Genomic DNA, 18,720 nt, shown 5'->3' with positions numbered 1-18,720 from the left:
GTGCGCCGGGCCAGCCATTTGCAGGCCGGCCCGGCGAGGCCGTCAGCGCAGGCGCAGCACCAGGCGCGCCGACAGGCTGGCCAACAGGCTCAGTACGGCGCCGAAGATCACGAAGTAGCTCACCGACAGCTTGTTGCCGGTGAAGTCGATCAGCCAGGTGATGATCAGGCCGGCGAAGCCGCCGAAGATGGTCACGGCGATGTTATAGGCCAGCGACATGCCGGTGCCGCGCGTGGCGACCGGGAAGATATCGGCCAGCAATGCAGGCATCGCGGCGAAGTACATGGTCATCAGCACGCCGATCACGGTCTGCAGCAACAGCAATTGTAGGAAGCCCGGCGAGTTGGTCAGGAACACGAACATCGGATAGGTCAGCACGATGTACAGCGCGCTGCTGGCGATCATGAACGGGGTGCGGCCGATCTTGTCGGACCAGGCGCCCACCAGCGGCGAACCCAGCGCCATGATGATGCCGGCCACCGACATGGCGGCGAACGAGGACCATGCCGGCAGGCTGAGCTGCTTGACCGCGTAAGTCGGGATGTACAGCGACAGGTAGACCGAGACGGTGGCCATGATCACGCTGCCCGAACCGATTAGCAGGCGCAGCTTCTGGCTGGAGAAGGTGTCGCGCAGCGGAGCATCGGTCTTCTCGGTGGAATCCTTGAACTCGGGCGACTCGTCCAGGTGGCGGCGGATGTAGATGCCGGCCGGCGCGATCAGCAGGCCGAACACGAACGGCACGCGCCAGCCCCACGAGGCCAACTGGTCGGCTGTGAGCATGTTGTTGAGCACGGCGCCGAAGATGGCCGCCAGCAGCAGGCTCACGCCCTGGCTGGCGACCTGCCAGCTGGAGAAGAAGCCGCGGCGGTGCGGCGCGTGTTCCACCAGGAAGGCGGTCGAGCTGCCGAATTCGCCGCCGGCGGAAAAGCCCTGGATCATCTTGCCCAGCGCGATGCCGGCCGGAGCCAAGAGGCCGATGCTTTCATAGTTGGGCATGAACGCGATCAGCGCGGTGCCGATGGTCATGAGCATGATCGACAGCATCAGTGCCGACTTGCGGCCGACGCGGTCGGAGTAGGCGCCGAGCACCACCGCGCCCAGCGGACGCATGAAGAAGGAGACGCCGAAGGTGCCGAAGGTCAGCAGCAGCGAGACGGTGTCGTTCCCGGTCGGGAAGAACTGTTTGGCGATGACGACCGCGAAGGCGCCGTAGATCAGGATATCGAACCATTCGAGCGCATTGCCGATGGACGAGGAAATGATGGCGCGCCTGGCCTGCGGATGCGTATGTTCGGCCGTCGGTGAAACGGTTGTTGTGGTCATGGTTCTTCCCTTTTTTTGAATGACGCCTGTGGATGAAAATGCGCAGTAGCGCCCTGAGCGACAGGGCCTTGCAGGAAGGGGCCGACAGCCGTCGCCTGGCTTGGCAAGTCGTGCCGACTGAGGGCTCTAGCCGCTACAGCGGCCGAGCATAGGCGGCGGGCGAACTTGCTGTCAAGAAGCGCAAGCGCCCGATTATCAGGCGCTGGGAAGGTGTTTGAAATTCCATGCGGCGTAAATAATTTACGGCCAGGCGACGGCGAGCTGATTGATGAGTTTGCCGGCGGGGCGCCGTTGCCATGTCGTCATGGTAGCTCGGATTCGCCGGCCTCTTTCAGCTTGCGCCACAACGTCGTGCGGCTGATCCCGAGTTGGCGCGCCGCCGCCGCCCGGTTGCCGCCGCAGCGCTGCAGGATCGTCCGGATGTCCGGCAGCGCCGGTTCTGGCAACGCCGCCGACGATGGCGATGGCGCCGGCATCGCTTGCCGGAGGCCGGCCGCGGCGATTTCAGGCGCGACGCCTTGTATCAGTGCCGGCGTCAATGCCTGCAGCGGTTCGGCGGCGAGAAACAGCGCCAGCCTTTCCATCATGTTGCGCAGCTCGCGCACATTGCCCGGCCATGCGTACCCGGCCAGCAGCGGCGCGCAATGCGCGATCTCGGCGTGCAGGTTGGCGTGCGGGCGCACATCCAGCGCCGCCAGCGCGTGCTTGAGGTGCCATTCGGCCAGCGCCGCGATGTCTTCGCGGCGTTCGCGCAGCGGCGGCAGTTGCAGGCGCAACACGCCCAGCCGGTAATACAGGTCGGCGCGGAAACGGCCTTCCCGCACGCGCGCATCGAGGTCGCAGTGGGTGGCGCTGATGATGCGCACATTCACGGGGATGGGGCGCGTGCCGCCCACCCGCACCACCTCGCGTTCTTCCAGCACTCGCAGCAAGCGCGTCTGCAACGGCAGCGGCATTTCGCCGATCTCGTCAAGCAGCAGCGTGCCGCGGTTGGCCGCTTCGAACAGGCCGGCGCGCCCGCCGCGGCGCGAGCCGGTGAAGGCGCCTTCCTCGTAGCCGAACAGCTCGGACTCCAGCAGCGACTCGGCCAGCGCGCCGCAATTGACCGCCACGAAGGGATGCGCCGCCTGTACCTTGCCCTGCATCAGCGGATGGGCGCGGTGGATCGCCTGGGCCGCCAGTTCCTTGCCGGTGCCGGTTTCGCCCTGGATCAGCACGGTGGCCGGCGAGCGCGCGAACAGTGTGATCGACTGGCGGACGATTTCCATCGCCGGCGACTCGCCGCGCAGGTCGTTGATGTGATGCCGCGCGCGCAGCGTATCGGCCACCGGCAGGCTGCGCCCGCGGGTGGATTCCAGCTGGGTCAGGCGCGCCAGTTCCAGCGCGTCTTCGAACGCCTGGCGCACCGAGGCCGAGGAATAGATGAATACGCCCTGCAGGCCCGCTTCCTCGGCCAGGTCGGTGATCAGCCCGGCGCCCACGATGGCCTTGATGCCGGCGGCCTTGAGATCATTGACCTGGGCGCGCGCGTCTTCCTCGGTGGCATAGGTGCGCTGCACGATGTCCAGGCCGAACATCTGCTGGAATTCGGCCAGCGCCGGCATGGTTTCCTGATAGGTGATCAGGCCGATGCGCGGCGTTAGCTTGCGGGCGCGGGCCAGCGCCTGCATCACGTCGAAGCCGCTGGCGCAGGCCACGATCACCGGTACCGGCAGGCGGCTCTTGAGGTAGGCGCCGTTGGAGCCGGCCGAGATGACCGCGTCGCAGCGCTCGGTCGCCAGTCGTTCGCGGATGTGGCGCACCGCGTCGTCGAAGCCCAGGTGGATGGGCTCGATGTCGGCCAGCTCGTCGAACTCCAGCGTGATGTCGCGGAACAGCTCGGACAGGCGGGAAACCGATACCGTCCAGATGACGGGTTTGTCGGCCGGGCGGTCGGCATCGCGATAGGCAGGGCGTTTCATTGGAAGATGATGTGTTTCATTTGGTGTTTCATGAAACAAAAATGTAACACATATGAAACCATTTCGCTGTCCGATCTAAGCATGGGAAACAAGTCTCTGTCGCGTTATGGCTAGGGAAAGGAATCCCCTAAGTCATTGATTTTGCTTCGTTTGGAACCAGGGGCGGGAGGAGGCCGTCGGCGGGGTTCGCTTTTCGATCCGGGGTGTGGCACGGGCGTTGCAATGCAGTCTGCCAGTTTGTCCGCTGAAACGTCGCCGCGATTGCCTGGCGCCCGGTCCAGCGTATCCAGCAACCCATCCAGAAGGTGTCACCATGGCTCTCCACTCCGCAGGCGCAGCATTTCGCAAGGCCGTCCAGGAAGAATCCCCGCTGCAGGTCATCGGCGCGATCAACGCCAACCACGCATTGCTGGCCAAGCGCGCCGGCTTTCGCGCGATCTACCTGTCCGGCGGCGGCGTGGCGGCCGGCTCGCTGGGCTTGCCCGACCTGGGCATCTCCAATCTCGACGATGTGTTGACCGATGTGCGCCGCATCACCGACGTTTGCGACCTGCCGTTGCTGGTGGATGTCGATACCGGTTTCGGCGCCTCGGCCTTCAACGTCGCCCGCACCGTCAAGTCGATGATCAAGTTCGGCGCCGCCGCCATCCACATCGAAGACCAGGTCGGCGCCAAGCGCTGCGGCCACCGCCCCGGCAAGGAAATCGTTAGCAAGCAGGAAATGGTGGATCGCATCAAGGCCGCCGTCGATGCCCGGACCGATGACAATTTCGTGATCATGGCGCGCACCGATGCCCTGGCCGTCGAAGGCCTGGAGGCGGCCATCGAGCGCGCGGTGGCCTGTGTCGAAGCCGGCGCCGACATGATCTTCCCGGAAGCCATCACCGACCTGGCGATGTACAAGAAATTCGCCAATGCGGTGAAGGTGCCGATCCTGGCCAACATCACCGAGTTCGGCTCGACCCCGCTGTTTACCGTAGATGAACTCAAGGGCGCCGACGTCGGCCTGGTGCTGTATCCGCTGTCGGCCTTCCGTGCCATGAACAAGGCGGCCGAGAACGTCTACAACGCGATCCGCCGCGACGGCACGCAGAAGAACGTGGTCGACACCATGCAAACGCGCATGGAGTTGTACGATCGCATCGATTACCACACCTACGAGCAGAAGCTCGATGCGCTGTTCGCGCAGCAGAAGAGCAAATAAGAGAAAACGTCATCACATGGCGCGCGGCCAGCCGGGCGCCATCAACGCATAAGCAATACATAACCGATACCCCTGAGGAGAACACGATGAGCGAGCAGCAGACAACCCCGGCAGCCGGCGCCTTCAAGCCCAAGAAATCCGTGGCGCTGTCCGGCGTGACGGCCGGCAACACCGCGCTGTGCACCGTCGGCAAGACCGGCAACGACCTGCATTACCGCGGCTACGACATCCTGGACGTGGCCGATAGCTGCGAATTCGAAGAGATCGCCCACCTGCTGGTGCACGGCAAGCTGCCCACCGCGGCCGAACTGCGCGCCTACAAGGCCAAGTTGAAGGCGCTGCGCGGCCTGCCGGCCAATGTGAAGGCGGCGCTGGAATGGCTGCCCGCCGCTTCGCACCCGATGGACGTGATGCGCACCGGCGTCTCCGCGCTGGGCTGCGTGCTGCCCGAGAAGGACGATCACAATACCCCCGGCGCGCGCGACATCGCCGACCGCCTGATGGCGTCGCTGGGTTCCATGCTGCTGTACTGGTACCACTACAGCCACAACGGCAAGCGCATCGAAGTCGAGACCGACGATGATTCGATCGGCGCCCACTTCCTGCACCTGCTGCATGGCGAAAAGCCGTCCGCGCAATGGGAAAAGGCGATGCACACTTCGCTGATCCTGTACGCCGAACATGAATTCAACGCCTCCACCTTCACCGGCCGCGTCATCGCCGGCACCGGTTCCGACATGTACTCGGCCATCACCGGCGCCATCGGCGCGCTGCGCGGCCCCAAGCATGGCGGCGCCAACGAGGTGGCGTTCGAGATCCAGAAGCGCTACGACAACCCGGACGAGGCCGAAGCCGACATCCGCCGCCGCGTCGAGAACAAGGAAGTGGTGATCGGTTTCGGCCATCCGGTCTACACCATTTCCGACCCGCGCAACAAGGTGATCAAGGAAGTGGCGCGCAAGCTGTCCAGGGACGCCGGCTCGACCAAGATGTTCGACATCGCCGAACGCCTGGAAACGGTGATGTGGGACATCAAGAAGATGTTCCCCAACCTGGACTGGTTCTCGGCCGTGTCCTACCACATGATGGGCGTGCCGACCGCGATGTTCACCCCGCTGTTCGTGATCGCCCGCACTTCGGGCTGGGCCGCGCACATCATCGAGCAACGCGTCGACAACAAGATCATCCGCCCGTCGGCCAACTATGTCGGCCCGGAAGACCTGAAGTTCGTGCCCATCTCCAAGCGCAAGTAAGGAGCGCCTGCCGGCGACCCATGCGTCGCCGGCCGTTGTGGATATTTGTAACAAGCGTGCGAAGAAGTCGAGCGAGTTGCAATTAATTGTTAAGATGCGGTCGGATCAGTTTTGCCATTCCCGATCCGGTTCGCTGCATTGCGGTATCCGGATCTGACTATCTCCTGGATATCCCGATGACCGTATTGAACGCTTCGCGCCTCTCCTTCGTCTTCAAGTCTTGTTCCGTATTGGCCGCCGCCGCCGTGCTGGCCTCTTGCGCTTCGGAAAAAATGCCGGTGACCGACACCAAGCCGGTGCTGCCCCAGATTATCAAGGCGCCGGCCGCCAGCCAGCCCACCTGGGCCACGCAACTGGTCACCGGCAACTTCAACTGCGAGCTGGGCAACAAGGTGGAGCTGCGCATGGATGGCCGCGTCACCGACGGCGTCACGCTGGTGTGGAAGGGCAATTCGTACCTGATGAACCCGGTCGGCACATCGACCGGCGCCGTACGCCTGGAGAACAAGAGCGAAGGGCTGGTGTGGATCCAGATTCCGTCCAAGTCGATGTTGCTCAATTCCAAAATCGGGCAGCAGCTCGCCAACGACTGCAAGGCCAGGTAAGTCCGTCTCCGGTTGGCGCATTCGTCGGGTAACGGGTAACGGATGCGCGCCTTTCCTTCCCGGGCGGCGTTCGCCGCCCGATCTCCATGCCTGATGCCTGATGCCTGTTTGCGGGTATCGGATGCGGCGCCGCGCGCCGCTGTCCGCTTCGGCCGCACGCAAATGAGCAACATGCTATTCAGCAGCAAGTAAGTTTGCGATGCCACACTGTGGTCATCGTCGCGATGCCCGCAACACCAACAAACAACAGCGGGCAAATAACAGATTCCAATTCGAAGACATGAGGAGACGTCATGCAATACGAGGAATTCTATCAGCAGTCGATCGAGCAGCCGGAGCTCTTCTGGGCCAGGGAGGCCGAACGCATCCACTGGGAGCAGCCGTTCTCCCAAACGCTGGATTATTCGCAGCCGCCGTTTGCGCGCTGGTTCATCGGCGGCCGGACCAATCTCTGCTACAACGCGGTCGACCGCCATCTTCCGCAGCGGGCGCAGCAGCCCGCATTGATCACCATTTCCACCGAGACCGGCAGCGAGCGCACCTATACCTACGCCGAATTGCAGCAGGAGGTCATGGCCATGGCCGCCGCCATGCAGTCGCTGGGCGTGGCGCGCGGCGAGCGCGTGCTGATCTACATGCCGATGATTGCCGAAGCGGTGTTCGCCATGCTGGCTTGCGCGCGCATCGGCGCCGTGCATTCGGTGGTGTTCGGCGGTTTCGCCTCCAACAGCCTGGCTTCGCGCATCGACGATGCCAGGCCGCGCCTGATCGTCTCGGCCGATGCCGGTTCGCGCGGCGGCAAGGTGATCCCCTACAAGGGGTTGCTCGATGAGGCCATCCGGCTGGCGGCGCACAAGCCGGCGCATGTGCTGCTGGCCGATCGCGGCCTGGCGGAAATGCCGCGCACGCTTGAGCGCGACGTCGATTACGCGCCGCTGCGCGAGCGCTACCTGGCAACGCAGGTGCCGGTAACCTGGCTGGAATCGAACGAGACCAGCTACATCCTCTACACATCGGGCACCACCGGCAAGCCCAAGGGCGTGCAGCGCGATGTCGGCGGTTATGCGGTGGCGCTGGCATCGTCGATGCAACATATCTTCTGCGGCAATCCCGGCGAGACTTACTTTTGCACCTCCGACATCGGCTGGGTGGTCGGGCATTCCTACATCGTCTACGGCCCGCTGATCCATGGCATGGCGACGGTGCTCTATGAAGGCTTGCCGATCCGGCCCGATGCCGGCATCTGGTGGAGCATCGTCGAAAAATACCAGGTCACGCGCATGTTCTCGGCGCCGACCGCCATCCGCGTGCTGAAGAAGCAGCCGCCGGAATGCATGCAGAAGCACGACACCTCGTCGCTCAAGGCGCTCTACCTGGCCGGCGAGCCGCTGGATGAAACCACTTCCAGCTGGATCGCCGGCGAACTGGGCGTGCCGGTGATCGACAATTATTGGCAGACCGAGAGCGGCTGGCCCATCATCTCCATCGCCCGCGGCGTGGATGACAAGCCCACGCGGCTGGGCAGCCCGGGCGTGCCGATGCCCGGCTACAAGATGGCCATCATCAACGAGGCCAGCGGCCAGCCATGCGGCGCCAATGAAAAGGGCGTGGTGGTGATCGACGGTCCCTTGCCGCCGGGCTGCATGCAGACCGTGTACGGCGACGACCAGCGCTTCGTCAATACCTACTGGCGCAACTTCGCGCGCGAGACTTACTCCACGTTCGACTGGGGCATTCGCGATGCGGACGGCTACTACTTCATCCTCGGCCGCACCGACGACGTGATCAACGTGGCCGGCCACCGCTTGGGCACGCGCGAAATCGAGGAGAGCATTTCCAGCCATCCGAATGTCTCGGAAGTGGCGGTGGTCGGCGTGGAAGACCAGCTCAAGGGGCAGGCGGCCTACGCCTTCGTCATCCTCAAGCATGCCGATGCCGCCGCCACGCCGCAGCAGAAGCTGACGCTGGAGGGCGAGATCATGGGCGTGGTGGAGCGGCAGATCGGCGCCGTCGGGCGGCCATCCCGCGTGCTGTTCGTCGGCCTGCTGCCCAAGACGCGCTCGGGCAAGCTGCTGCGCCGGGCCATCCAGGCCATCTGCGAAGGGCGCGATCCGGGCGATCTGCCGACCATTGAAGACCCGGCGGCGCTGGAGCAGGTGAAAGCGGCGTGGCGCGGTTAGTACATGTATTGAAAAAGATTTGAGAGTTGTATAAAGATTGCCGTTGGCGGCTCGGGCGGTAACCGGGTGGTCACATAGTCTTCTTAGCATCGATTCGCGTCCGGCCCTGCGTTTGCAGCGCCGGACGTTTCCTTAATCAATGGACGAATCTGATGCGAAATGTTCTCTTTTCCGGCGTGGCACTGCCATGTGCCGTTTTCCTGTCAATGCCGGCGGCGCCCGCGGCCGCGGCCAATCCTTCTGGCGTGACGCTGTACGGCCGGATCGACGTCGGCGTCGAATACATCAACAATGCGGGCCAGAATGGCGGCGCCATCTTGCGCATGCATCCGGGCGGCACTTCCTCTTCGCGCATCGGCTTGCGCGCGGAAGAAGACCTGGGCGGCGGCAACAAGGTCTTCGTGCAGCTGGAAAGCGGTTTTCGCCCCGATACCGGAGGCATGGCGGATCCGCGTTCGATATTTAACCGCCAGGCCAACGTCGGCATTGCCGGCGCATACGGGCGTTTGTCGCTGGGGCGCAGCGACAGCACCACCGGCGACTTCAAGCTCAATGATGCGATTGGCCGCAATTACTCGTGGTCGGGCGTCAGCACGCACCTGCGGGGCGGGCGGCGCGACGGTACGCTGGGGCGGGTATCGAATCAGATCAAGTATGAAGGCCGTAGCGGCCCTTACCGCTTCGGCGCCAGTTACGGCCTGGGCGAAGTGGCAGGCCAGGCATCGGCCGGCGCCAAATATTCCGCCGCATTGGATTACCGCCATGCCGGTTTCGGCTGGACGCTGACCTACGACCGGGAAAACAGCGATACCCTGGCGCGCGGCTACAGCCGTGCGGGAAACGTATCGTTGTCCGGCGTGGCGCCGATCGGCAAGCTGAAGTCCTACGCCGGTTACCGCCGCCACGTCAAGCATGGCATCGGCGATCGCCCCGACCGGCGCAGCGACTTTATCTGGCTGGGGCTGTCCATGCCATTGGATGTCCGCAATACCCTGGCGTTCGGTTATTACCACGTCGATGTCAGGAATGCCGCAATGGGCCGCAACGGCAATCCCAACCTCTTCGCCACCCGCCTCAAGCATACGATGTCCAAGCGCACCGAGCTGTATGCCACGGCAGCCTATGCCTGGATACCCTGCGGCGATCCGATCGGCGTCGGCAATTCGTCCCGGCTGTATTCGGAAAGCGGCAGCCAGGTCGGCCTCAACGTTGGCATGCTGCATCGCTTCTGATGGCCGGCAGGGCCGGGGCCGGGCATGCGTGGCGGGCCGCTTTTGGTTAAACTACCTGCTTTGCCGCCACGCTCCCCCGACCATCATGCCCAATCCCATCCGTCACGCCCTGGCCTCCGATGCCGCAGCCATCTGCGGCATCTACAACTACTACGTTGAACACACCACCATCAGCTTCGAGACCGAACCGGTCAGCGTGGAGACCATGCAGGGGCGCATGGCCGAGGTGCAGTCGCAGTTTCCCTGGCTGGTGTACGAGGAGGACGGCGTCGTGCTGGGCTATGCCTATGCCAGCAAATGGAAGCCGCGCGCGGCTTATCGCCACTCGGTCGAGTGTTCGGTCTACCTGCGCCAGGATGCCGCCGGACGTGGCGCCGGCAAGCGGCTGTATGCGCGGCTGTTGGAGGCGTTGAAGCCGCTGGGCGTGCATCTGGCGATTGGCGGCATTACCCAGCCCAATCCCGCCAGTGTGGCCTTGCATGAGCGCATGGGCTTCGTCAAGTGCGCGCATTTCAGCCAGGTCGGCCGCAAATTCGACCGCTGGCTGGATGTCGCTTACTGGCAGCTCAACCTGGCGGAGCCGGGTCAATGAGATCGACCCGCGCGGCCAGCGCCATCGAACGCCTCAACAGGCGTGCCCAGAGCAAGCAGTATTCGATGCTGCGCACCTCGGACGAACGTTTCCAACTGGTCCAGCGCGTGGCGGGCAAGCCGATGGAGAAATTGAGCGAGGCGCTGGAGCTGGACGACTTTGTCGCCTTCGTCAACGCCTATGGGCCGCAGACGCCCAGGCGGGTCAGCAAGCTGGACGTGCAGTTCGAGAAAAACATGCGCAACAAGAAAGAAGATGCATCATGAGAACCTGTTGCGGGTTCCTGCGCTGTTCTTAGGTCAGGTTCAGGCCGCCATCGGATAACAGGATTTCCCCGGTCAGGTAGTTCGACGCCACCAGCATGGAAACAACTTGTGCAATGTCTTCCGGCTTGGCGGATCGTCGCATGGGAGCGCGTTCCTTCCAGAGTTGCTGCGCCTGCGTCCACTCGGCAGTCAGGGGTGTGTCGACCAGGCCGGGGGCAACGGCGTTGACCCGGATCTCCGGGGCCAGCGATAAAGCCAGCAGGCGGGTCACATGGTTGAGCGCCGCCTTGGTCGCCGCATAGGGGATGGACGCTCCCTTGGGGCGCACACCGGCATGTGAGCTCACATTGACGACACAGCCCGGCCGGCCTCGTGCGGCAGCCTCACGCAGCGCAGCCGATGCTTCGGCGACGAGGCGAAACGGCGCGACCACATTCACCTCATGCAACTCTTGCCATACATCGGGTGTGGCCGCAGCCAGGTCGGTGTGCGGGATGACGCGGCTGATTCCGGCATTGTTGATGAGAACGTCGAGCCGGCCCCATGTCGCAATGGCTTCACGAACGAGCCTGATGCGGTCGGCATCGATAGCCAGATCGGCCTGCACATAAGCGGCTGATCCGAGTTCGCCGGCCAGTGCGCGGCCCGTCTCGGCCGAGCTGCGCGAATGCAGCACAATGGAATAGCCGTCGTTTGAGAGCCGGCGCGCGATTGCCGCACCAATTCCTGAGGTTGAACCGGTCACCAGGGCGACAGGACGTGACGCGTTCATATGGCCTGCTTTCTGTGTGCGTGAATAAACAAGCCCTAATCCGCCAGCGTTGCAATCACCGGCGCATGGTCGGACGGCTGCTCCCATTTGCGCGGAACCTTGTCGACCACGCAGGCGGTGCAGCGTTCTTTCAATGCCTGCGTGAGCAGGATATGGTCGATGCGCAAGCCGCGGTTGAGGCGGAAGCCCATCTGGCGATAATCCCACCAGCTATATATTTTTTCCGGCTGTTCGAACAGGCGGAACGCGTCTGTCAGGCCCATCGCCTGCAGCTTGCGGAAAGCCTCGCGCTCCGGTTCCGACACCAGCACCTGCCCTTGCCAGGCGGCCGGGTCGTGCACGTCGCGGTCTTCCGGCGCGATGTTGTAGTCGCCCAGCAGCGCCAGGCGCGGGTGCGTTGCCAGCTCCTGTTGCAGCCACGCATGCAGCGCCGCCAGCCAGCCCAGCTTGTACGGATACTTTTCCGACTCCAGCGACTGGCCATTGGGGATGTAGGCGCACACATAGCGCACGCCTTCGATGGTGGCGGCGATGATGCGCTGCTGCTCATCCGGGAACAGCGGATTGTTCTTGACGATGTCGCTCATCGGATGGCGCGACAGGATGGCCACGCCGTTGTAGGTTTTTTGCCCGGAGAATTCGACCATGTAACCGGCCGCCGCGATTTCCGCCACGGGGAACTTGTCGTCCGTCAGCTTGGTTTCCTGCAGGCACAGCACATCGACCGGATTTTCTTCCAGCCATTTGAGTACTTGCGGCAGGCGGACCTTGAGGGAGTTGACGTTCCAGGTGGCGATTTTCATGGTAGCGATGGCAGGTGATGAACGGACAGTTCCGCCTGTGCGGGCGAAGTCCGCCATCTTACCGCATTCACCCGCGCTTACTTGAAGTGGTAGTTCAGCGCGACCAGCCCCATGTCTTCGATCTTGTGGTTGAGGATCGGGCTGTCGGCGGCGCCGCTGCCAAGCCATTTGCGGCGCCAGGTGAGATTGAGCCGCCAGTCGGCATTGACGGGGATATCGGCGCTCAGGCCGACAATGGCGTTGTTGGAAGCGCCGGCATGGTATTGGCGGTAGCCGCTGGCGGCCGATTCGGCCGCGCTCACGCCCAGGAAGTAATTGTTGTAGTTGGCGCTGCGGCGCTCCACGCCGATCTGGGGATAGATGCTGACCGGCCCGACATCGACCTGGGCCGCGTAGATCGCTTCGGCCAGGGTGCCGTGCGATTGGTTGAAATCGTAGAAGGCGTTCAGGAAAAAGGCGCCGTAAGGCGTTTCCTGGAAGGTGCCGATGCCCAGCGGGATCGGATTGGAACGGCGCTGCAAGCCGCGCTCCGCATCGAAGCCATCGAAACTGACGCGTGCGGCCAGCTCCAGGTAGCCGGCGCCGATCCTGGCGGTCTTGACGCCGAACGTATCGAGGCGGGCGAAGAAGCGCCCGTAATCGAAATAGGCATAAGGCAGCACGGTGTTGTGGGCGCTCTTGTCCAGCACATTGCGTTCGAGGTGATAGACGCCGGCGCCCAGGTCGCCGACGATGCGATCCGGCAGCGCGGCGCTGTCGATGCTGTCGGGGGCGGTTTGTTGCGCCATGGCGGGGGCGGCGCACCACAAGGCCAGGGCGATCGCGATCGACGTCTTCATTATTTTTCCGGTGGCAGGCACTGCATGAGTCTGGAGCATGGCTATAAACATGGCGTTACATGATGATACATGGCGATATATTGCGCGCCATTGTATCCGGATTGACCCCGGCGGGTTGGGGCGCAATCCTGGCGGCTGTTTCGCCTGGCAATGCGCAGGGCATTACCGGGATGGCGCCTGCTCCAGCCAGGGGCCGAGGCGTTCCAGCGCATCCCGGCGCGCCGCGCGGTTGGCGTCCAGGCTTTGGCGCTGGCGGCCGGGATCGTCGAAGTCGTGCGTGGCGCCGGGATAGGTGGTGACCACCGGGGGCGGCGTATCGGCCGCGATGCGGGCATGCGCCAGTACGCGTTCGCAAGTTGCCGCCGAGACTTCCTCGTCGTCGGCGCCCAGCAGCACCTGCAGCGGTCGATCGATGCGCGGCGTTTGCGAGAGCAGGGCGCGTGGGCCGCAGCCTGGATAGAAGGCCAGCGCCGCCGCGAATGCGGGGTTGCCGTCGCCATGCCGCAAGGCTTGGCGGTGCATCACGTTGAGCACCGTGCTGGCGCCGTTGGACCAGCCTTGCAGCATGATGCGGCCAGGCGCGACATCGGCGCGCGCGGCCAGGTAGGCCAGCGCGCCTTCCGCATCCAGCGGGCGCACATCCAGCTCATTGACGGCGGCGCGTTCGGGCGCGCCGTGGGTGTGGCGGCCAAAGCCATGGGCCACGCCGCGCGGGCCGAAGCTGTCCACGTGCAGGGCCAGGTAGCCGCGCCCGGCCCAGTAACTTGCCCAGGCGCGATGGCGCAGCGTCAGCGCGCCGGCAGCGCAGGGCGAGGCGATGTCGCGGCCGACCCGCGTGCATTGGGCGTTGATGTTGCTGGAATAGGGGCCGCCGCGTCCGTGCAGCATCACGATGGCGGGATGCGGCCCGGGGCCGGCGGGTACGAAGAGATAGCCGGTCAGTTCGGTGCGGCCGTCGGCGGAGGGAAAGTAGACGGTCTGCGGCAAGGCCGCCGCTGCTGCTGCATGCGACGGCGCCGCAGGCGGCAGCGTCAAGGCCAGCGCCAGCGCTGCTGCAGCGGGCAAGAAAAAAAGCCACCGGCGATGCGGTGGCTGGCCGTGCTGGCGATGTTCAGGCGGCGCCATCGCATGCAAGGTGCGGGACATTGCTCATGCCAGGCGCGCCGCCGTGCATCAGGCGCGGGAGGGCTTACGGCGCGCCTGGTTCAGCAGGTACGTGGTCAGCAGCGGCACCGGCCGGCCGCTGGCGCCCTTGGCGGCGCCGCTCTTCCAGGCGGTGCCGGCGATATCCAGGTGGGCCCAGGTGTACTTGCGGGTGAAGCGCTCCAGGAAGCAGGCGGCGGTGACGCTGCCGCCGGGCTGGCCGCCGATGTTGGCGATGTCGGCGAAGTTGGACTTCAGCTGTTCCTGGTAGACGTCCTGCACCGGCATGCGCCAGGCGGTGTCGCCGGTGGCGCGGCCGGCCGCCAGCAGGTCGTTGGCCAGTTGGTCGTGGGCCTCGTCCTCGCGCGTGAACAGGCCGGAGTTGTGGTGGCCCAGGGCCACGATGCAGGCGCCGGTCAGGGTGGCGATGTCGATCACGGCAGCCGGCTTGAAGCGCTCGACGTAGGTCAGCGCGTCGCACAGGATCAGGCGGCCTTCGGCATCGGTATTGAGCACTTCGATGGTCTGGCCCGACATCGAGGTGACGATGTCGCCCGGCTTGGTGGCGCGGCCGGAAGGCATGTTTTCGCAGGTCGGGATGACGCCGACCACGTTGAGCTTGAGGTCCAGTTCGGCGATGGCGCGGAAGGTGCCCAGCACGGAGGCGGCGCCGCACATGTCGTACTTCATTTCATCCATGTTCAGGCCGGGCTTCAGCGAAATGCCGCCGGTGTCGAAGGTGATGCCCTTGCCCACCAGCACGATCGGCGCATCCTTGGCTTTGCCGCCCATGTGCTTCAAGACGATGAACTTGGGCGGCTGGTCGCTGCCGTTGGTGACCGACAGGAAGCTGCCCATCTTCAGCGCTTCGAGCTGCTTGCGGTCCAGCACTTCCACCCCCAGCTTGAATTCCTTGGCCAGCTTCTTGGCGGTGTTAGCCAGGTAGGTCGGGGTGCAGACGTTGCCGGGCAGGTTGCCCAGTTCCTTGGTCAGCGCCATGCCGTTGGCCAGCGCCACGGCTTCGGCCACCGCGGCCTTGGCGGCCGGCGCCTCGGCTGCCGATGTCAGGAAGGCAATTTTCTTCACGCCGGTGGGGGCGGGGTCCTTCTTGCTTTTGAGGGCGTCGGAACGGTAGATGGAGTCGCGCCCGGCCAGCACCACGTTGCGCACGGCCCAGGCCAGGTCGCGGCCCTTGACCGCGGAAAACGGCAGCGCCAGCGCCGCGTCGTCGCAGCCCAGCGTGGCCAGCGTGCGCACCAGCGCTTGCGTGGCGGCGGCGAAGCTCTTGTCGGAGTTCTCTTCTTCGGCGCCCAGGCCCAGCAGCACGATGCGTTCGGCGGCGATGCCGGTCACGCCGCGCAGCAGCAGGGTCGAGCCGGGTTTGCCGGAGATGTCGCCGGACTTCAGCGCGGCGCTGATCGCGCCCAGCTTGTCCAGCGCGGCGGCAGCCTTGGTCAGCTTGCGGTTTTCATGGATGCCGACCACCAATGCGCCAGTCTTGACAGCGGTTACAGCGGTTTTTGCGTCCAATGTTTTTGTGCTAAAGTCCATCGTTCGTCCTTTGTTTGATTTACCCGGCGATTATAGAGCCCATTTCGCCGCCACGTGCGGTGGAGATGCCTCCCGGATACGTTGCGCCGGGTCGGACAGGATCTTTCCGCATTTACGCCCACCTATTAGACAAGTTCCCGGCTTCGCATGATTTTCCAGCGCGCACTTCGACGCGAATTGACGAGCACCGCAGGTGCCGTCTTCACCACGCTCTTCACCATCACGCTCACCGTGATGCTGATCAAGATCCTCGGCCAGGCCGCCGGTGGCCAGGTCGCGTCGCAGGACGTGATCGCCCTGATCGGTTTCCAGTCGCTCAATTACATGCCGGTGATCCTGGTGCTGACCGGTTTCATTTCGGTGTTGCTGGTGATGACCCGCAGTTATCAGGATTCCGAAATCGTGGTCTGGTTTTCCGCCGGGCTTTCCCTGACGCGCTGGGTCAAGCCGGTGCTGCTGTTCGGCTGGCCCATCGTGGTGCTGGTGGCGGTGCTTTCCTTCGTCGTCACCCCCTGGGCCAACCAGCAGAGCAGCGAATACCGCGAACGCTTTGAAAAGCGTGAGGATATCGCGCGGGTCTCTCCCGGCAAGTTCCAGGAGTCGGCCAGCGCCAACCGCATCTTCTTCGTCGAAGGCATTTCCGGCGACGCCGCCAAGGTGCGCAACGTGTTCGTCAACACCATCAATTCCGACGGCAAGAACAGCGTGGTGGTGGCCAAGGAAGGCGAGACCGTGGTCGACAAGGACGGCGAGAAGTTCGTGGTCATGAGCCAGGGCCGCCGCTATGACGGCGCCCCCGGCCTGCCGGATTTCCAGATCGTCGACTTCGAGCGTTACGGCCTGCTGATCGGCAGCCAGTCGCAGGCCGCCGCCGGCGACCGCTCGGCGCGGGCGATGCAGATGAATGAGCTGCTGGCCAAGAACGACGGTTTCGCGCGCGGCGAATTGCTGTGGCGCATCGCGCTGCCGCTGATGGGGCTGTCGCTGATGTTGCTGGCGATCCCGTTGTCCTTCGTCAACCCGCGCGCGGGCCGTTCGCTGGGCCTGCTGGTGGCGCTGCTGCTGTTCGTGGTCTACAGCAATACGGTCAGCGTATTCCAGGCCTCGGTGGCGCAGGGGCGCATGTCCTTCATGCTGGCCTGGTGGCCGGTGCATGCGATGGTGGTGCTGCTGATCGTGGGCATGTTCGTGCTGCGGCTCAATATCAACAGCCGCTATCATCCGGCGGTCATCTGGTCGGCCATGCGCCGCGCCCTGATCTTCAAGCGCGAGGCCTGACATGAGAGTCATCCAACGTTACTTCAGAACAGAGATCACCCGCTCGGTGCTGTTCGCCCTGGCGGCCTTCTTGGCGCTGTTCGCCTTCTTCGAGATGATGGGCCAACTGGAGCAGGTCGGCCGCAACGGCTACCAGCTGCAGCAGGCGGTGCTCTATGTGGTCATGGGGCTGCCGGGCAATGTGTATGAACTGATGCCCACGGCGGTGCTGATCGGCACCATCTACACGCTGTCGCAACTGGCGGCGCGTTCCGAGTTCACCATCATGCGCGTGTCCAGCATGTCCACCGGCATGGCCGCGCGCGTGCTGGCGCGCATCGGTATTGGCTTCGTGGCGCTGACCATCGTGTTCGGCGAAATCATCGCCCCCAAGGCTTCCGAATGGGCCGAAAAACTCAAGCTGCAGGCCCAGGGCGCCTCGCTGTCGTCGCAGTTCCGTTCGGGCATGTGGGCCAAGGATGTGATCAAGGACCAGGGGCTGGACGGCAATGTCACCGGCAGCCGCTTCATCAACATTCAGTCGATCCAGCCGGACGGCCGCATCCAAGGCGTCAAGCTGTACGAGCTGGACACGGATTTCCACATGGCGCGCATGATCACGGCAACCTCCGGCGATTATCAGGGCGACCATGTCTGGAAACTCTCCGGCGTGCTGCAATCGGACTTCGCCGACGGCAACAAGGATCGCAAGATCACCGAGCCGATCAAGACCACCAGGCTGGACAGCATGCGGCTGGTATCGGAAGTGACGCCGGAAATCCTGTCGGTGCTGTTCGCCGATCCGGACCACATGTCGGCCTACGACCTGCTCGCTTACACCAAGCACCTGGAAGCCAACAACCAGCGCACCGACCGTTACGAGATCGCGTTCTGGAAGAAGATCGTCTATCCCTTGTCCATCTTCGTGATGATGGCGCTGGCGCTGCCGTTCGCCTACCTGCATTTCCGCGCCGGCGGCGTGAGCCTGAAGATCTTCACCGGGATCATGATCGGCGTGTGCTTCCAGCTCATCAACAGCCTGTTCTCGCACCTCGGCCTGCTCAATACCTGGCCGGCCTTCGTGACGGCGGCGCTGCCCAGCCTGCTGTTCATGGTGCTGGCCATCGGCGCGTTGTGGTGGGTTGAACGCAACTAGGCCATACGCCCCAGCCAGCCATGCCGCTCATGCCAGCCTCTATTGCCCACAGCCTGATCCTGTTCGCGCACGGTGCGCGTGATCCGGCCTGGGCGGGGCCGTTTGAACGTTTGCGCGTGCTGGTGCAGGCCGCGATGCCGGATGTGAATGTGCAACTGGCTTTTCTGGAACTGATGCAGCCGGATTTGCCTGCCGCCGCGGCGCAGGCCGTGGCTGGCGGCGCGCAGCGTATTACCGTCGTGCCGGTCTTTTTGGGGCAGGGGGGGCATGTGCGGCGTGACTTGCCGCAATTGCTGGGGCAACTGCGTCAGGCTTATCCGCAAGTGCGGATTGATGATGTACCGGCTGCTGGTGAGGACGATGCTGTGTTGCGGGCTATTTCTGCTTATTGTGTTAAGGCTGTTGGGTAGTTTGGTTTGATGTTTTTGGGTAGTCTGCTTTTGCTTTGTGCAGATGTACTGGCTCTATGCTTTTCTTTCTCCGGTCGGAGGGGAGCGCCGGGTGCGGCCCGGCAGCCGCTCACTTTCTTTGGCCCGCTGTATAGACCTGAGACATAGGTAACACGTGTACCGGGACATAG

General features: G+C 64.0%; 17 protein-coding genes. 10 read left to right on the top strand and 7 right to left on the bottom strand.

Features of this window, described 5'->3' with window-relative positions; translation table 11 throughout:
• Positions 1-42 precede the first annotated feature (42 nt).
• Together AC07N6_RS20495 and prpR are read right to left on the bottom strand one after the other, a co-directional pair.
• On the bottom strand, positions 43-1,326 hold the full coding sequence (locus tag AC07N6_RS20495) for an MFS transporter (protein ID WP_494782004.1): 1,284 nt from the start codon (positions 1,324-1,326) through the stop codon (positions 43-45).
• A gap of 302 nt (positions 1,327-1,628) precedes the next feature.
• Positions 1,629-3,287, bottom strand: coding sequence for a propionate catabolism operon regulatory protein PrpR (gene prpR, locus AC07N6_RS20490; protein WP_494782003.1), 1,659 nt, complete (start codon positions 3,285-3,287; stop codon positions 1,629-1,631).
• A 313-nt stretch (positions 3,288-3,600) separates the two neighbouring features.
• Here prpR and prpB point away from each other — a divergent pair, with 313 nt between their 5' ends.
• From prpB to AC07N6_RS20455, 7 genes are all read left to right on the top strand, one after another.
• Positions 3,601-4,491, top strand: a complete 891-nt coding sequence (prpB, locus tag AC07N6_RS20485) for a methylisocitrate lyase (protein WP_494782002.1) — start codon at positions 3,601-3,603, stop codon at positions 4,489-4,491.
• Positions 4,492-4,577: 86 nt separating this feature from the next.
• Complete coding sequence (gene prpC / locus AC07N6_RS20480; protein WP_494782001.1) at positions 4,578-5,744, top strand: bifunctional 2-methylcitrate synthase/citrate synthase; 1,167 nt, start codon at positions 4,578-4,580, stop codon at positions 5,742-5,744.
• 176 nt (positions 5,745-5,920) lie between these two features.
• On the top strand, positions 5,921-6,349 hold the full coding sequence (locus AC07N6_RS20475) for a hypothetical protein (protein ID WP_494782000.1): 429 nt from the start codon (positions 5,921-5,923) through the stop codon (positions 6,347-6,349).
• A gap of 293 nt (positions 6,350-6,642) precedes the next feature.
• The gene (locus AC07N6_RS20470; RefSeq protein WP_494781999.1) at positions 6,643-8,529 is read left to right on the top strand and encodes a propionate--CoA ligase; all 1,887 of its coding nucleotides are present in this window, start codon (positions 6,643-6,645) and stop codon (positions 8,527-8,529) included.
• Positions 8,530-8,735: 206 nt separating this feature from the next.
• The gene (locus AC07N6_RS20465) at positions 8,736-9,761 is read left to right on the top strand and encodes a porin (RefSeq protein ID WP_494786274.1); all 1,026 of its coding nucleotides are present in this window, start codon (positions 8,736-8,738) and stop codon (positions 9,759-9,761) included.
• 85 nt (positions 9,762-9,846) lie between these two features.
• Positions 9,847-10,353, top strand: a complete 507-nt coding sequence (locus tag AC07N6_RS20460) for an arsinothricin resistance N-acetyltransferase ArsN1 family B (RefSeq protein WP_494781997.1) — start codon at positions 9,847-9,849, stop codon at positions 10,351-10,353.
• The gene (locus AC07N6_RS20455) at positions 10,350-10,619 is read left to right on the top strand and encodes a hypothetical protein (RefSeq protein ID WP_494781996.1); all 270 of its coding nucleotides are present in this window, start codon (positions 10,350-10,352) and stop codon (positions 10,617-10,619) included. The genes AC07N6_RS20460 and AC07N6_RS20455 overlap by 4 nt, the downstream gene beginning before the upstream one ends.
• Positions 10,620-10,647: 28 nt before the next feature.
• Here AC07N6_RS20455 and AC07N6_RS20450 read toward each other — a convergent pair whose 3' ends face one another.
• The 5 genes from AC07N6_RS20450 to AC07N6_RS20430 all read right to left on the bottom strand — a co-directional run bounded on the left by AC07N6_RS20450 (position 10,648) and on the right by AC07N6_RS20430 (position 15,727).
• Positions 10,648-11,391, bottom strand: a complete 744-nt coding sequence (locus AC07N6_RS20450) for an SDR family NAD(P)-dependent oxidoreductase (protein WP_494781995.1) — start codon at positions 11,389-11,391, stop codon at positions 10,648-10,650.
• A gap of 35 nt (positions 11,392-11,426) precedes the next feature.
• Positions 11,427-12,194 carry an exodeoxyribonuclease III gene (gene xth, locus AC07N6_RS20445; protein WP_494781994.1) on the bottom strand — a complete coding sequence of 256 codons (768 nt, stop codon included), beginning with the start codon at positions 12,192-12,194 and terminating at the stop codon, positions 11,427-11,429.
• Positions 12,195-12,271: 77 nt separating this feature from the next.
• Positions 12,272-13,033: a MipA/OmpV family protein gene (locus AC07N6_RS20440; RefSeq protein ID WP_494781993.1), complete on the bottom strand. Its 762-nt coding sequence runs from the start codon at positions 13,031-13,033 to the stop codon at positions 12,272-12,274.
• 162 nt (positions 13,034-13,195) lie between these two features.
• Positions 13,196-14,098, bottom strand: a complete 903-nt coding sequence (locus AC07N6_RS20435) for a dienelactone hydrolase family protein (protein WP_494781992.1) — start codon at positions 14,096-14,098, stop codon at positions 13,196-13,198.
• A 108-nt stretch (positions 14,099-14,206) separates the two neighbouring features.
• Positions 14,207-15,727, bottom strand: a complete 1,521-nt coding sequence (locus tag AC07N6_RS20430; protein ID WP_494781991.1) for a leucyl aminopeptidase — start codon at positions 15,725-15,727, stop codon at positions 14,207-14,209.
• A gap of 147 nt (positions 15,728-15,874) precedes the next feature.
• Between AC07N6_RS20430 and lptF the strand changes: the two genes are divergently transcribed.
• The 3 genes from lptF to AC07N6_RS20415 are packed head-to-tail and all read left to right on the top strand — an operon-like array spanning position 15,875 to position 18,550.
• The gene (lptF, locus tag AC07N6_RS20425; protein ID WP_494781990.1) at positions 15,875-17,005 is read left to right on the top strand and encodes an LPS export ABC transporter permease LptF; all 1,131 of its coding nucleotides are present in this window, start codon (positions 15,875-15,877) and stop codon (positions 17,003-17,005) included.
• 1 nt (position 17,006) lies between these two features.
• Positions 17,007-18,140 carry an LPS export ABC transporter permease LptG gene (gene lptG / locus AC07N6_RS20420; protein WP_494781989.1) on the top strand — a complete coding sequence of 378 codons (1,134 nt, stop codon included), beginning with the start codon at positions 17,007-17,009 and terminating at the stop codon, positions 18,138-18,140.
• A 20-nt stretch (positions 18,141-18,160) separates the two neighbouring features.
• Positions 18,161-18,550: a sirohydrochlorin chelatase gene (locus tag AC07N6_RS20415; protein ID WP_494781988.1), complete on the top strand. Its 390-nt coding sequence runs from the start codon at positions 18,161-18,163 to the stop codon at positions 18,548-18,550.
• The last annotated feature ends 170 nt before the right edge of the window (positions 18,551-18,720 follow it).

Source organism: Herbaspirillum sp. GW821-FHT09A12, from assembly GCF_059418325.1.
Note: the sequence above shows the minus strand (reverse complement) of the source record. Positions and strands in the feature narration are given on the sequence as shown.